Source organism: Rhizobium sp. LjRoot258, from assembly GCF_964254185.1.
Lineage (GTDB): Bacteria > Pseudomonadota > Alphaproteobacteria > Rhizobiales > Rhizobiaceae > Rhizobium.
The window spans coordinates 3,555,180-3,569,343 of sequence record NZ_CAXUST020000001.1 but is presented as its reverse complement, the minus strand read 5'-3'; the positions used below and the strand labels follow the sequence as shown (position 1 = coordinate 3,569,343).

15 protein-coding genes are annotated in these 14,164 nt (G+C 61.3%); 6 read left to right on the top strand and 9 right to left on the bottom strand.

Annotated elements, in window-relative coordinates; translation table 11 throughout:
* The first annotated feature begins 120 nt into the window (after nt 1-120).
* The 3 genes from typA (at nt 121) to ppa (ending at nt 3,585) form a co-directional block, all read left to right on the top strand.
* Nucleotides 121-1,938: a translational GTPase TypA gene (typA, locus tag ACSQ9D_RS17525; RefSeq protein ID WP_024316796.1), complete on the top strand. Its 1,818-nt coding sequence runs from the start codon at nt 121-123 to the stop codon at nt 1,936-1,938.
* Nucleotides 1,939-2,141: 203 nt separating this feature from the next.
* The gene (locus ACSQ9D_RS17520) at nt 2,142-2,648 is read left to right on the top strand and encodes a GNAT family N-acetyltransferase (RefSeq protein WP_037116344.1); all 507 of its coding nucleotides are present in this window, start codon (nt 2,142-2,144) and stop codon (nt 2,646-2,648) included.
* 400 nt (nt 2,649-3,048) lie between these two features.
* A complete protein-coding gene (gene ppa, locus ACSQ9D_RS17515) occupies nt 3,049-3,585 on the top strand; it encodes an inorganic diphosphatase (protein WP_037116342.1) in 537 nt (178 codons plus the stop codon).
* Here ppa and ACSQ9D_RS17510 read toward each other — a convergent pair whose 3' ends face one another.
* Together ACSQ9D_RS17510 and ACSQ9D_RS17505 are read right to left on the bottom strand one after the other, a co-directional pair.
* Complete coding sequence (locus ACSQ9D_RS17510) at nt 3,586-3,900, bottom strand: DUF167 domain-containing protein (protein ID WP_436283236.1); 315 nt, start codon at nt 3,898-3,900, stop codon at nt 3,586-3,588. It lies immediately after the preceding gene.
* On the bottom strand, nt 3,897-4,187 hold the full coding sequence (locus ACSQ9D_RS17505) for a YggT family protein (protein ID WP_016556606.1): 291 nt from the start codon (nt 4,185-4,187) through the stop codon (nt 3,897-3,899). The genes ACSQ9D_RS17510 and ACSQ9D_RS17505 overlap by 4 nt, the downstream gene beginning before the upstream one ends.
* A 139-nt stretch (nt 4,188-4,326) precedes the next feature.
* Between ACSQ9D_RS17505 and ACSQ9D_RS17500 the strand changes: the two genes are divergently transcribed.
* Nucleotides 4,327-5,574, top strand: a complete 1,248-nt coding sequence (locus ACSQ9D_RS17500; RefSeq protein ID WP_436283235.1) for an MFS transporter — start codon at nt 4,327-4,329, stop codon at nt 5,572-5,574.
* Between the two features lie 6 nt (nt 5,575-5,580).
* Here the strand turns inward: ACSQ9D_RS17500 and ACSQ9D_RS17495 are convergent, their stop codons facing one another.
* The 7 genes from ACSQ9D_RS17495 to hemC form a co-directional block, all read right to left on the bottom strand.
* Nucleotides 5,581-6,066, bottom strand: a complete 486-nt coding sequence (locus ACSQ9D_RS17495) for a RidA family protein (RefSeq protein ID WP_037116339.1) — start codon at nt 6,064-6,066, stop codon at nt 5,581-5,583.
* A gap of 150 nt (nt 6,067-6,216) precedes the next feature.
* A complete protein-coding gene (locus ACSQ9D_RS17490) occupies nt 6,217-6,975 on the bottom strand; it encodes a glutamine amidotransferase (RefSeq protein ID WP_436283234.1) in 759 nt (252 codons plus the stop codon).
* Complete coding sequence (locus ACSQ9D_RS17485; RefSeq protein ID WP_007794220.1) at nt 6,965-7,450, bottom strand: TerB family tellurite resistance protein; 486 nt, start codon at nt 7,448-7,450, stop codon at nt 6,965-6,967. The genes ACSQ9D_RS17490 and ACSQ9D_RS17485 overlap by 11 nt, the downstream gene beginning before the upstream one ends.
* Before the next feature lie 15 nt (nt 7,451-7,465).
* The gene (locus ACSQ9D_RS17480) at nt 7,466-9,058 is read right to left on the bottom strand and encodes a heme biosynthesis protein HemY (protein WP_436283233.1); all 1,593 of its coding nucleotides are present in this window, start codon (nt 9,056-9,058) and stop codon (nt 7,466-7,468) included.
* A 3-nt stretch (nt 9,059-9,061) separates the two neighbouring features.
* On the bottom strand, nt 9,062-10,273 hold the full coding sequence (locus tag ACSQ9D_RS17475; protein WP_436283232.1) for a COG4223 family protein: 1,212 nt from the start codon (nt 10,271-10,273) through the stop codon (nt 9,062-9,064).
* Nucleotides 10,274-10,361: 88 nt separating this feature from the next.
* Nucleotides 10,362-11,069 carry a uroporphyrinogen-III synthase gene (locus tag ACSQ9D_RS17470; protein WP_436283231.1) on the bottom strand — a complete coding sequence of 236 codons (708 nt, stop codon included), beginning with the start codon at nt 11,067-11,069 and terminating at the stop codon, nt 10,362-10,364.
* A gap of 7 nt (nt 11,070-11,076) precedes the next feature.
* On the bottom strand, nt 11,077-12,006 hold the full coding sequence (gene hemC / locus ACSQ9D_RS17465; protein WP_436283230.1) for a hydroxymethylbilane synthase: 930 nt from the start codon (nt 12,004-12,006) through the stop codon (nt 11,077-11,079).
* Nucleotides 12,007-12,079: 73 nt separating this feature from the next.
* Between hemC and tsaD the strand changes: the two genes are divergently transcribed.
* On the top strand, nt 12,080-13,177 hold the full coding sequence (tsaD, locus tag ACSQ9D_RS17460; protein ID WP_436283229.1) for a tRNA (adenosine(37)-N6)-threonylcarbamoyltransferase complex transferase subunit TsaD: 1,098 nt from the start codon (nt 12,080-12,082) through the stop codon (nt 13,175-13,177).
* Nucleotides 13,174-14,157 carry an NAD(P)H-dependent glycerol-3-phosphate dehydrogenase gene (locus ACSQ9D_RS17455; protein ID WP_436283228.1) on the top strand — a complete coding sequence of 328 codons (984 nt, stop codon included), beginning with the start codon at nt 13,174-13,176 and terminating at the stop codon, nt 14,155-14,157. The genes tsaD and ACSQ9D_RS17455 overlap by 4 nt, the downstream gene beginning before the upstream one ends.
* Nucleotides 14,158-14,164 lie beyond the last annotated feature (7 nt).

Below are 14,164 nucleotides of genomic sequence, written 5' to 3'. Positions count from 1 at the left end.
CATGCATGGCAGGCAATCGGCTTTCCCCCCTTTCGCAGAAGCGAAAAACACTGTATGAGCCGCCCAAATGAAATTGGCGCCTTCTCCCAGCGCGGCGCCCCAGCCTCAGAGATATAGAATATGGCACTTCGCAACATCGCGATTATCGCGCACGTTGACCATGGCAAGACGACACTGGTTGACGAGCTTCTGAAACAGTCCGGCTCGTTCCGCGAGAACCAGCGCGTTGCAGAACGCGTCATGGATAGCAACGACCTGGAAAAAGAGCGCGGCATCACGATTCTTGCCAAGGCAACGTCCGTCGAGTGGAAGGGTGTTCGCATCAACATCGTCGACACCCCCGGACACGCCGACTTCGGTGGCGAAGTCGAGCGTATCCTGTCGATGGTGGACGGCGCAATCGTCCTGGTCGACTCCTCCGAAGGCCCGATGCCGCAGACGAAGTTCGTCGTCTCCAAGGCGCTGAAGGTCGGCCTCCGCCCGATCGTCGCGATCAACAAGATCGACCGTCCGGATGGTCGCCACGAAGAAGTCATCAACGAAGTCTTCGACCTCTTCGCGAACCTCGACGCGACCGACGAGCAGCTCGACTTTCCGATCCTCTACGGTTCGGGACGCGATGGCTGGATGAACGTCAACCCGGAAGGTCCGAAGGACCAGGGTCTGGCACCGCTTCTCGACCTCGTGCTCGAGCACGTTCCGGAGCCGACAGTCCACGAGGGCCCGTTTACGATGATCGGCACGATCCTCGAAGCCAACCCCTTCCTCGGCCGCATCATCACCGGCCGCATCAATTCCGGTTCGATCAAGCCGAACCAGGCCGTCAAGGTTCTGAGCCAAGATGGCAAGCTGATCGAAAACGGCCGTATCTCGAAGATCCTCGCTTTCCGCGGCATCGAGCGCACCTCGATCGAGGAAGCACACGCAGGCGACATCGTGGCCATCGCCGGTCTCTCAAAGGGCACGGTTGCCGACACCTTCTGTGATCCGGCTGTTACCGAGGCGCTGACCGCACAGCCGATCGATCCGCCGACCGTCACCATGTCCTTCATCGTTAACGACAGCCCGCTGGCCGGCACCGAAGGCGACAAGGTGACCTCGCGCGTCATCCGCGATCGTCTCTACAAGGAAGCCGAAGGCAACGTCGCGCTGAAGATCGAGGAAGCAGAAGGCAAGGATTCCTTCTACGTGTCCGGTCGTGGCGAATTGCAGCTTGCCGTTCTGATCGAAACCATGCGCCGCGAAGGTTTCGAGCTCGCCGTATCGCGTCCGCGCGTCGTGATGCATCGCGACGAGAACGACCAGCTGATGGAGCCGATCGAAGAAGTCGTCATCGACGTCGATGAAGAGCATTCCGGCGTCGTCGTCCAGAAGATGTCCGAGCGCAAGGCCGAAATGACCGAGCTGCGTCCTTCGGGCGGCAACCGTGTTCGCCTGGTGTTCAATGCGCCGACGCGCGGCCTGATCGGCTATCAGTCGGAACTCCTGACCGACACGCGCGGTACCGCCGTGATGAACCGTCTGTTCAAGGACTACCAGCCTTACAAGGGCGAAATTGGTGGCCGTACCAACGGCGTTCTGCTCGCAAACGCTGCCGGCGAAGCTGTGGCCTATGCCATGTTCAACCTGGAAGATCGCGGCCCGATGATGATCGAGCCGGGCGAAAAGGTCTATATGGGCATGATCATCGGCATCCACTCCCGCGACAACGATCTTGAAGTCAACGTTCTCAAGGGCAAGCAGCTGACCAACATCCGCGCTGCCGGAAAGGACGAAGCCGTAAAGCTGACGCCGCCGATCCGCATGACGCTCGACCGCGCCCTGTCCTGGATCCAGGACGACGAGCTGATGGAAGTGACGCCGAAGTCGATCCGCCTGCGCAAGATGTATCTCGACGCAAACGATCGCAAGCGCTTCAGCAAGGCAAAGATCGCCTGAGCCATCCAGACGCCTTGAAGTCTTTAAACCCCGGCCATCGTGCCGGGGTTTTTTATTGTGTGCTGCGTCGAATCCGGCTTGTCGCAATAGTTAAAAAAGCGTTAAATTTCAGCCATCGTCCACACGTTAAGTCTGTGGGCAAGCGACCTGAATGCGTTGGGCGCATATGGTTAATTGCCGACAATGGGACCAGAGTAAGCGTTATGAAGACGTTGTCGATCGATGTTCGGCGGGCCGAACCGCAAGATTCCCGAGCTATATCGGAAGTGCATCGGCTTGCGTGGCAGCACACCTATGCGGGGATTATTCCGCATCGTGCGTTACGGCAAATGATCGAGCGTCGCGGGGAGAGCTGGTGGCGCAAGGCGACCCGCGGACCCGCAACACTACTCGTTCTCGATGTGGCCGGCACGGTCGCAGGCTACGCGACACTTGGCCTCAATCGTGCCCGTGCTCTGCCGCAGGAAGGCGAGATCTACGAGCTCTATCTCCGGCCGGAGTACCAGGGGATTGGCCTCGGGCACATGCTCTTCGGCGAAGCAAGACGACTTCTGAAGTCGCTCGGTTGCAATGGACTGGTCGTCTGGTGCCTCGAGGAAAACGAGACCGGCGCGCAGTTCTATCGCAGCCACGGTGGCGTCGACTATTGCGAGGGTATGGAAACTTTCGACCAGAAGCAGCTAAAGAAAATCGGCTTCATCTGGGGTTGAGGCTGGTCTCTTTGTTTTTCCTCTTGCAGTCCGAATCGGTGGCCTCAGGGCGATAACGGCAATCCCGCGAACTTTATTACGGCGACGTTGCCGGACATGATCTCGATAGGCTCGGGGCTGGTGACGGGCATAGTCGCCTCCAGCTGGAGCGTCGGGTCATGCTTGGTCTCCACCTCTGGAGAGGGCTGAGGCAGCTGAGCCGTTGCCTGCGCCCGCGTCTCATCAGGCCGATGAGGGACGTTGCTCGGATCCGGTGCGGCGCTTGCGTGGCAACGACCCGCAAGCCGCGTATTGCCTGACCGTCGGTTTAAGACAGCCCCAAATCCGCACGGGCGTGTTGCGTTGCGGGATGATTCCCAGTATCTGGCAACCATCGACTTAACCTTTAGAGGGAAGCTCTATGCGCATTGACGCGATCTCCATCGGCAAGAACCCCCCGGAAGATGTCAACGTAATCGTTGAAGTGCCCGTCGGCGGCCATCCGATCAAGTACGAGATGGATAAGGAGGCCGGGACGCTGGTCGTCGATCGCTTCCTCTATACGCCGATGACCTATCCGGGCAATTACGGCTTCGTGCCGCACACGCTCTCTGAAGACGGCGATCCGATCGACGTCCTTATCGCCAGCACGCGTCCGCTCGTTCCGGGCTGCGTCATCAACGTGCGCCCGATTGGCGTTCTCAAGATGGAAGACAATTCCGGCAAGGACGAGAAGATCATCGCCGTACCGTCGCCGAAGCTGACGCTGCGCTACGAGAAGGTAAAGGACTATACCGACCTTCCGGAGATCACGCTGAAGCAGATCGAGCACTTCTTCGAGCACTACAAGGATCTCGAGCCCGGCAAGTGGGTGAAGATCTTCGGCTGGGGTGATTCCAAGGAAGCCGGCGCCCTGATCCTTGAGGCGATCGAACGCGCCAAGAAGGAAAAGGCCTGATCAGCTCTCGACGAGAGCACTCAATTTCCTGATCAAATCCTCCGGGTCGCCTTCGATCCGGAGGGTTTTTTTACGCGACGTATCGCCTGAGGCGAGGCTGATCGATGATTTGGCGACGCCAAGCGACTTGGCGACGAGCGCGATCAGCGCCTTGTTCGCCTTTCCCTTTTCAGGAACGGCAGTCACTCTGGCTTTGAGGTGGGATTTGCCCTCGGCGTCGGTGTCCACGCGGTCGATTGCGTCGCGCCCGCCATTGGGCGTCAGGCGAACTGCAAGAGAGATGTGGTCGGTGAATGCAGCCCAGGGCTGGCTCATGCCACCAGCGGGAAGATTGAATTCCACATCAGCGAGCGCACGAAAAAGATGATCAGCAGCAGGATGATCGGCGAAATGTCGATGCCGCCGAGGTTCGGCAGCACGCGGCGGATCGGTCGCAGCAGCGGTTCGGTCACGTTGTAGAGGAACATGCCAACCGAATTGACGAATTGGTTGCTGGAGTTGATCACGTTGAAAGCATACAGCCAGGAAAAGATAGCGCTGGCAATCAGCACCCAAGTGTAGAGATTCAAAGCCAAATCAATGGTTTGAAAAAGCGCAAGCATTGCAATCTCCAGTTCGTTGTTGACAGACATGTAGACATTGACGACTAAACGAGCAAGTGCTGTCTCGAAACGCATTGTAAATCATGTTTAACAGCGGCGTCGTGCGTTGGCGTCTGGCCTGTTGCCTTGGAAAGCCTTCATGTCCTTCTCGCCAACCGGAGATCGTTTTGCTGCGTTCCGGCATTCGTCCTACACCCGGTTCTTCTTCGCACGGTTTTTGCTGTCTTTCTCGCAGCAGATCGTCAGTGTTGCCGTCGGCTGGCAGATGTATGACCAGACCGGCAGCGCGATCTATCTCGGACTGATTGGCCTCGTGCAATTTCTGCCGTCGCTCGTCCTGATCCTTGTCACAGGATCCGTCGCCGACCGGCACAATCGACGTGCGATCGCCGCCATCTGCTCGCTCGTCAGCGCCTTGTGTACGCTGGCGCTGCTATTGATGACGATAACCGGCACGTTCTCGCCGTTGCCTGTATTTACCGTTCTGCTGGTTTTCGGCATCGAGCGCGCCTTCATGTCGCCGGCAGTGCAGTCGCTGGCGCCGAACCTTGTGCCGCCAGAGGATCTGTCGAACGCCATTGCCTGGAATTCGTCATCATGGCAGCTCGCGGCGATCACAGGCCCCGTTCTTGGCGGTCTGTTATACGGCGTCAGCCCTCATACGGCCTACACGGTCGCTGTTATCTTCGCGGCCCTTGGTGCAGCACTGCTCTACATGATCCCCAAGCCGCCGCAGAAGACGACTGGTGAAGCCAAAAGCTGGGACATGATCCTCGGCGGCTTCCGCTTCATTCGTGCGGAGAAAGTGGTGCTTGGCGCGATTTCGCTCGATCTCTTCGCGGTGCTGCTGGGCGGCGCAACGGCACTGATGCCGATCTTCGCCCGCGATATCCTGACCCTCGGTCCTTGGGGGCTCGGCCTCCTACGCTCGGCGCCCGGGGTCGGCGCGATCGCCATGGCAATTTTTCTCGCCGCCTATCCGCTCAGGCATAGTGCTGGCGTCGCCATGTTCGTCGGCGTCGCCCTTTTCGGCATCGGCACCGTCGTTTTCGGGTTTTCGACCAGCACGGAACTGTCGATCGCGGCGCTGGCCATCATGGGTGCGGCCGATATGATTTCCGTCTATGTGCGGGAGAGCCTGATCGCACTCTGGACGCCGGACGAACTGCGCGGTCGGGTCAATGCCGTCAACATGGTCTTCGTGGGCGCCTCGAACGAACTCGGCGAATTTCGAGCGGGCACGATGGCTTCCATTTTTGGCGCCGTCCCTGCGGTTATCATCGGCGGTGTTGGCACGCTTGCCGTGGCGGCGATTTGGGCAACGAGCTTTCCGAAGCTCCGCAAGATCGACACGCTTGATGCGCCGGAGCGGCTAGGACAAGTGTGACGGCCCTCAGGCCGAGACAATGACCTCTGCTTCGATTTCGACCGGAAAGTTCAGCGGCAGGCCGGCAACGCCAATCGCGGATCGGGAGTGACTGCCCACCTCCGGTCCGAACACCTCGATGATCAGTTCGGTAAAACCATTGATTACGGCTGGCGGATTGGCAAAGCGCGGCGCGCAATTCACCATACCGAACACGCGGCACCAGCCGGTAATGCGATCGAGGCTGCCCAACTCCCGCTTCAGGCTGCCTAACATGGAAAGAGCTACTTTGCGCGCGGATGCCTTGGCCTCTTCAATGGAGATGTTCTCGCCAACGGCTCCGAATGGGCCGGCGGGCGTACCATCGGTATTCTGCGGACCATGGCCTGAGACGAATGCGCGATTGCCGCGCACATTCACCCACGGAAACGGAAGGACCATGTTGGAAGGCAGTTTCAGGGGTTGCGGTAGAACCAATCCCATCGCGGCAAGTCTCTGCTCGTAGTTGGCCATGGAATTCCTCCGGAGATCGCTTTGGTCGTCATTGCTCGGGCACGGCAATTCCAAGATCTAATCTTTTCTCGGAACGCAATTTTGCTCGTGAATATAACCAGGGTGGTGGTGGGCGTGATTCTAGCACGACGCAGTGCCAGGCGCACGCTGCTAAGCGGGAAGGACGGCCCTGGATGTTGCGACGGATTTGGACGTCTTGCCCTCGAAAACAATATCAAGGAACTCGTTCAGCCACGCTTTCAGCGGCGCGTCGAAGAGCATGCGTCCTTCCAGATGCTCACGACCCTGCTGCGCGTTCGGAAGAATGAAGCGATGGGCGCCGTGAACCACCCAGCGGTGCATCATCGCGCGTGTCAGCTCGGCATGGAACTGCAGACCCCACGCATGGCCGCCATAGCGGAAGGCCTGATTGGGATAGGTATCGCCTTCCGCGAGCAGCTCGGCACCGTGCGGCAGGTCGAATCCTTCGCGATGGAAGTGATAGACCATCTTGGGCCAGTGCATCAGCAGGCGGCCCTTCTCGGTGGGACGTAGCGGATACCAACCGATCTCGGTGGAACCGTCGGCATTCGCCTGAACCTTGCCGCCGAGCTGCCTCACCAGCATCTGTGCGCCAAGGCAGATGCCGAGAAACGGGCGTTTCTCTCTCAGCGGCACATCGAGCCAGTTGATCTCCGTCTTGACGAAGTCATCTGTATCGTTGGCGCTCATAGGGCCACCGAAGACAACGGCGCCCGCATGTTCGGCGAGCGTGGAGGGCAGTCTATCGCCGAGAACCGGGCGCCGGATATCGAGCCGATATCCCTTCTCGACCAGAAGCTGACCGACCCGGCCAGGGCTGGAACGCTCCTGATGCAGAACAATCAGGACGGGATGTTCGCCCTTCTCCGGTAAGCGGTCAGTCGGCATCGTCCTGCACCACCTCGGTATCCGTGACCCGTCGCGCTGCCTCCTGCCGCTTCTGGATGCGCTCACGAGCCGAAACGCCAAGAAGTTCGGCGATACGCCAGATCGCGTCATCTTCCATCTCGCTGCGCTCGCCGTCGGCATAGACGATGTCCCAGAGGACTCCGATCAGTTCGAGCCGCTGTTCCGTGTTGAGGTGGCGTTTCAGATCCGAGGTGAAGCGGTAGTAGTCGACGGCATCGCTTTCCGCCTCTTGGCCAGCGGCCATCAACGCATCGAGCTGCTTGCGGTCGAGCCCATACTGATCCTTCAGCAGCTTACGAAGCCGCTTCGTCTCACTGTCCTTGACCTGACCGTCCGCCTCCATGACCTGCATGCAGAGCGCAGCCACCGCGATGCGCGGATCATCGGGGGCGAAGCCTTTCTTTGCATTGTCGGAAGTCAGATTCTGAAAGAATTCCTGGAAGCGTTCGAACATTTAGGTCCTGTTTGTCTAGAAAAGGCGAAGCCGTGTCTTGGGTTCTGGCTCTGCCGCTGGATTGCGAACGCCGGGATCGTCCGGCAGGCCGCCAAAGAAGGGGCGCGGTTCGGGTGAAATTGCAGTTTCTGCCGCCTGCTTGGTTGGTGTAGGCGGTTTTGGAGATGGACGCGCCGCCTCAGCTATTGTGGCAGCCCGCTCGAGTTCGATGATGCGGTGGTCGTTGGTCGTGCTTTCTGAACGGGCTTCGCGCACCGGCGGCAGCGTTCTCAGCGCGCTGTCGATCGAAATCGTCGTGCTTTCATCGGCCGCCTTCTCCACATGGTCGAACGGAGCCTTCCAGACAAAAGCATCCAGTCGGCCAGTGACGGGCGAGAGCGGCAGCCATTTGTCGGAAACGAAGCCATCCGCCAGCCATGCCGGATCGCGCGGCGCCTTGAGGGCCTGAGCAAGCCAATGGCGAATGCGACCCTGATCGCCGGTTTCGGCCTCCTCGATGTCGGCGAGCAGCAGAAAGGCGGATTCGCGTGGCTCGATACGGGCAGCAGCCTCCGCCTTGGCACGGGCCTTCGCGAAATCCTTCGTGTCGAGAGCGGCCTGCGCCACGAGAAGCAGGGATTCGACGTTGTTTGGCCGCATCCCCTCCAGGCGCTCGGCACGCTTCAGGCGGTCAGCAGCAGAGTCGCCGCTGCGGGCTCGCACATAGGTCCGGCCGATATCCGGGTGCGGGGCCGACTTCCACGCCTGCTCGAGGATCGACGCCGCCTTCCTCAACTTGTCTTCGCGGAACAGCGCCTTCGCCGCGATGACGGCGGCAGGCTCGAAGTCGGCGGCGAGCTTGAGCGCATGTGTGGCGTCGTCGCGCGCTCCCGCTGGATCGTTCTCTAACTTCTCGGTTGCGCGAGCGGTCAGCAGTACGGCGCGAAGCCGCTCGGCCTCTGCCTTTTCGACGACGCGGCCGGCCTTTTGCTGTTCCAGCAGTCTTAGCGCCTCGTCCCAGCGACCTGCCTGGCTCCGATATTCGAGCGTCGCCTGGGCAGCCCACGGCAGATAGGGCGCGTTGTCGGCAGCCTTTTCCGCATATTGACGCGCGGCCTCATTGGCGCCGAGCCGCTTGGCTTCGAGATACAGTCCGCGTAACCCGAGTTCGCGGGTCTCTGGATCGTTGGTCATCGCCTCGAATTTGGCGCGGGCTTCGTCGTGGCGACCCTCGATCAAAGCAGCCTGCGCCTCCAGCAGGGCAATCAGCGGTTCCTGATCGGCGCGGATCAGACCGCGGGAGCGGGCGGCCATCTTGCGCGCCATCAGCGCATTGCCGGCGCCCGCTGCGATCAGGCCTGTTGATAGTGCCTGATAGCCGCGATCGCGCTTGCGGGCACGAAAATAGCGGGTGATGGAATAGGGCGACATCCAGATCATCCGCAGCAGCCACCACAGGATCATCACGACTGCAATGAGTGCAATCAGGGCGCTCGCCGCAACAATGAGCCGGGTCTGGTAGAGCTGCCCTTCCCAGATCAGCGAAAGATCGCCGGGGCGATCGGCCAGCCAGGAAAATCCGTAGCCGAGAGCCAGCACGAGGAAGGCAAATATGACGAGCCTGACCATGCTTCAGCCCTCCTTGCCGGCGTTGGAAACGGCCTTGGACAAGGCGCTGCCCACGAGATCCTCGACGCGGATGCGGGCTTCCAGCGATTGTTTGAAGGCGGCCGATGCCTGCTTGGCCTGAGCCGGCAGATCGATCCATTCGGATGCGGCCCCCTGTAGGTCGCCGTTCTTCACCTTGTCTTCCATACGGGCGGCGATCGCCTCAACGCTCTCGCCTTCGATATTGCCGACGGGGCGAACTTTAACCAACGTTTTGGCGCTTGCCATCAATCGGTCGGACCAGCTCTGGTTGGGGTCGGCCTGATTGACGGAATCGACGATCGCCGTCGCGACATCCGGTACCTGGCGGATCAGCTCGGCGCGTGAGGGAACGCCGGTCTCGGCGAAATTGCGCAGATCTGCGGCAGCCGGGTCATCAGGGGAGACGCTGGCAAAAGTGTCAAGCTCGGCAAGGAACGGCCCGCCGCGATCGATTGCAGCCTTCAGCGCGGCGGCGGCGATCGCCTTGGCAACAGCAACGTCCTGCCGCGGTTCGTTCAGCTTCTTCTCCGTCTCAGCCAGACGTTGCTCGATATCGGCGCCGTCGGAGGTTTTCTGTTCCGCGGCTTGAGAGATGGCGCCACGCAGCTGATCGATCTGGCCGTTCAGGTCGGCGATCTTCTGATTGAGGGCATCGACCGCGGTCGTGTCGGTGGCAACAGGCGGCGGTGCTTTGGCCGTCGATTCCAACGCAGCGATACGCTGCTCTAGCGCATTGTTATCGGACGTGGAGGGGGCAGCGGCGAGATTGGCGACCGATTGCTTCAGCCCGTCAATTTCGGCGGAGAGATTGGTGACATCGCCAGACGCTGTAACAGGTGCGGATGAGCCGGGCAGGTAGCCTGCATATTGAATGGCCCCGGCGCCGACAAGTGCTATGAGGCCGCCAACGATACCGGCGGCGACCAGAGCCGACGTGCTGCCGCGCTGCGGGGCAGGCGGTGCTGGTGGAATCGGCTCATCGGCCGCGGGATCGGCAGCAGCTGCCGGCGCTTCGTGAGGCGGCGGTCCGTTGGGCGATTCGGACTGCGCTGGGGGCTCATCCGAGGGGCTCGCGTCCGGTTCATCGGCTTTCGTTTCGGCATCCCTGGCAGAAGCAAATTCCTGCGCGTCCAGATCGATAGTGACCGGCTCTTCGGTGCTCTTCGAGTGGCGAGGCGGATTTCCTGGTGCCATGAGATCCTCATATTTATGCAATGCAACGAAAGTAGTCAGTGATGCCAGTCAAGGAAAGAGGTTAGATAAAATTTGGGCGGGCAAGCGTTCAAAGGAGCGACAAAAGGCTGCGCTCCTCCGGCATGCTGGCGATGCTTACTGCGCCCTGCAGCGGTATGGGGACTGCTTCTGCAACGGACTTGCTAAGGCAGAGAAAGCGCATTCCAGCCAACCCGTCGGGACTGACGTGGGCCTCGATCATGCGAAAGAAGTTTTCCGCTGTCTGGCGCGAGAAAAAGAGGATCGCGTCCGGCCGCTGATGCGCGAAGATCGTTTGCAGTGTTTGCGGCGCAATCCGTGTCTCCTCCATCCGGTAGCATTCCACGACAGTGATCCTTAGGCCGATTTCGCGCGCGCGCTTCTCGAAGGTCTCGGCTCTTGGTCGGCCGGCAAGGTAGAGGACAAAGCCGCCTGCCCTTTCCGCGATTGTCTCGGCGAGCTCGTTGCCGCTGCCGCCGGATGCCGTGACTGCGGTGAAACCGATCGTCCGCGCTTCCTCGGCCGTCGCATCCCCGACTGCAAAAACAGGCCGCGTGAGATGAACCGCGAGCTCGGCGCTATGCGTTGCAAGCGCCCTGATCGTTTCAGCACTGGTGATCACAATACCGCCTTCGGTCGTCTCGAGGCCGCGCACCGCCGCATCGCCATCGTGAACCGGCTGCGACAGCGGCAGCAATATCGGTTCGTGCCCCAATTTGCGAAGACGCTCGGCGGTGCGCTCGCCCGAATGCTGAGGACGGGTCACGAGGACACGCATCAGGACATCAGCTCCAGTCGTCGAAGAAGCTGCTGCCGGCGCGCGCCCGAATCTCCTGCCCGGCACGCGTGCCCAACGCGGCCGCATCGCGCCTGTGACCGTCAACGCTGACGGCGTGCTGGTTGCGGCCGTCCGGCGTGATGATCAAGCCGGAGAAGCGTACCTGGTCGCCTTCACAGATGGCATAGCCGCCGATCGGTGTGCGGCAGGAGCCGTCCAGGGCTGCGAGAAAGGCGCGCTCACAGGAGACCGTGTCGAAGGTCGCCGTATCGTTGATGGGGGCAAGGAGTGCATCGATGCGGGCGTCAGCAATGCGGCTTTCGATGCAGATCGCACCCTGGGCCGGTGCCGGCGGAAAGGTTTCCGCGGCGAGGATATCGGTTATCACGTCGACCTTGCCGAGCCGCTTCAATCCGGCGAGCGCAAGCAGCGTGGCGTCGACCTGGCCTTCTTGCAGCTTTCTCAGCCGTGTCTCGACGAGGCCACGGAAGGTGATGACCTTGATATCGGGACGCATGCGGCGGATCAGCGCCTGGCGGCGAAGCGACGAGGAGCCGACGGTCGCGCCGTGGGGCAGGTCGATCAGCTTTGGCGCGGTGCGTCCGATCACCGCGTCCCGGACATCCTCGCGCGGCAGGTAGGTAGAAAGACAGAGCCCTTCCGGAAGCCGTGTCGGCATGTCCTTGGCGGAATGCACCGCGATGTCGAGGTCGCCGCTCGTAAGCTGCTGCTCCAGTTCTTCGGTGAACAGGCCCTTGCCGCCGATCTCGGCCAGCGAGCGATCGGTGATGCGATCGCCCTTGGTGCTCAGCACGACGATTTCGAACATCTCTTCCGGCAGTCCGTGCGCCGCCATCAGCCTGTCGCGTGCTTCGTGAGCCTGGGCGAGTGCCAGCGGGCTGCCTCGGGTGCCGATCCGGAAAGGTTTTGTTTGCATCCGCATTGATCCGTTGTTACCGGAGTTCCTCGTAAACGGGTTTAAGACCCATCGCAATCAACGATCAGGTTTCATGGCGCCCTTTCTACGCATCCTCGGCATCGAAACAAGCTGCGACGAAACTGCGGCGGCAGTGGTCGAGCGAGCCGTCGACGGGCAGCCGACGGTGCGTTCGGACGTCGTCCTGAGCCAGCTCGAGGAACACAGCGCCTATGGCGGCGTTGTGCCCGAGATCGCCGCTCGCGCCCATGTCGAGGCACTCGATACGCTGATCGACGAAGCCTTGAAACGTGCCAATGTGTCGCTCTCGGATATCGATGCCATCGCGGCAACGTCCGGGCCTGGCCTCATCGGCGGTCTGCTCGTCGGCCTCATGACCGGAAAGGCGATCGCCAAGGCCTCCGGAAAGCCGCTCTACGCCGTCAATCACCTCGAAGGGCATGCATTGACAGCGCGGCTGACCGATGGGCTCGCATTTCCATACTTGATGCTGCTCGTTTCTGGCGGCCATACGCAGCTTATTCTTGTCCGTGGCGTCGGGCAATACGAGCGCTGGGGCACAACCATTGACGACGCGCTCGGCGAAGCCTTCGACAAGACGGCGAAACTGCTCAGTCTGCCTTATCCCGGCGGGCCGGCGGTCGAGCGCGCGGCCAAGAGTGGTAACCCGGATCGCTTCAATTTTCCGCGGCCACTGGTGGGAGAGGCCAAGCTCAACTTCTCGTTTTCCGGCTTGAAGACGGCCGTGCGCCAGGCCGCAACCGAAATCGCGCCGTTGACGGAGCAGGATGTGGCGGACATCTGCGCCTCATTCCAGAAGGCGATCTCACGGACGCTGAAGGATCGCATCGGCCGCGGGCTGGAGCGTTTCAAGTCCGAGTTCCTTCATGTCGACGGCGCACCGGCCCTCGTGGTGGCCGGCGGCGTGGCTGCCAACCTGGAGGTTCGCAGCACGCTGCAGTCGCTTTGCGGCAAGCACGGTTTTCGTTTCGTCGCGCCGCCGCTGCGGCTGTGCACCGACAACGCCGTGATGATTGCCTGGGCTGGTCTGGAGCGGATGGCGACAGGCGTGGCGCCCGATGACCTCGATGTGCAGCCGCGCTCGCGCTGGCCGCTGGATTCCAACGCCGAAACCTTGCTTGGCTTCGGCAAACGGGGAGCGAAAGCATGAGCGAAAAGATTGCGGTCGTCGGAGCTGGTGCTTTTGGAACCGCGCTTGCCGCGGTGATCGCCCTGACGGAGCGCAACGCGGTGACGCTGGTCGGTCGGGATCCTGAACTGATCGCGGACCTGAACGCTGAGCGTTTGCACGATGCGGTCTTGCCGGGCATCGTATTGCCGGAGTCTCTCGCCTTCTCCGCCGAACCCGATGCGATCGGCGATGCAGATATCGTGCTCTTCGCGATGCCCTCGCAGGCGCAGGCGGATGCCGCGAGACAGTACCGACCCTATTTGGGGAGCAGTGCCATCGTCGTGACCTGCGCCAAGGGCATTGAGAGGGCAACGGGCAATCTTCTGACCGACATGCTGGAGCGCGAAATACCCGGTCATGCGGTTGCTGTCCTGTCGGGACCCGGCTTTGCCGCCGATATCGCCAAGGGATTGCCGACGGCGATGGCGATTGCTGCGGCTGATATGGATGTCGCCGAAAGGCTGGCACATGCGATCTCCGGTCGAACTTTCCGGCTCTATGCCTCGTCTGACCGGGTCGGCGTGCAGCTCGGCGGCGCACTGAAGAATGTTCTGGCGATTGCATGCGGCATTGTCGAGGGGGCCGGCATTGGAGACTCCGCGCGTGCGGCGCTGATTGCACGCGGGCTTGCCGAGATGTCGCGTTTCGTCGTCGCCAAGGGTGGACAGGCGGATACTGTGCGCGGGCTGTCCGGCCTCGGCGACCTGGTGCTGACGGCGACCAGCCACCAATCGCGCAACCTGCGCTTCGGGATTGCGCTCGGCCGTGGCGAGACAGTCAATCCCGCCCACGGCGAGCTCGTCGAAGGTGCCTTTGCGGCCGCTGTTGCATCGCGTCTGGCGCAGTCGCTCGCTGTTAGCATGCCGATCACCGATGCCGTTTCCGCTATCATCGACGGGAGGCTCGGCATTGCCGAGGCGATCGATCAGCTCATGACGCGCCCGATTACCACAGAATAGGAGTTTC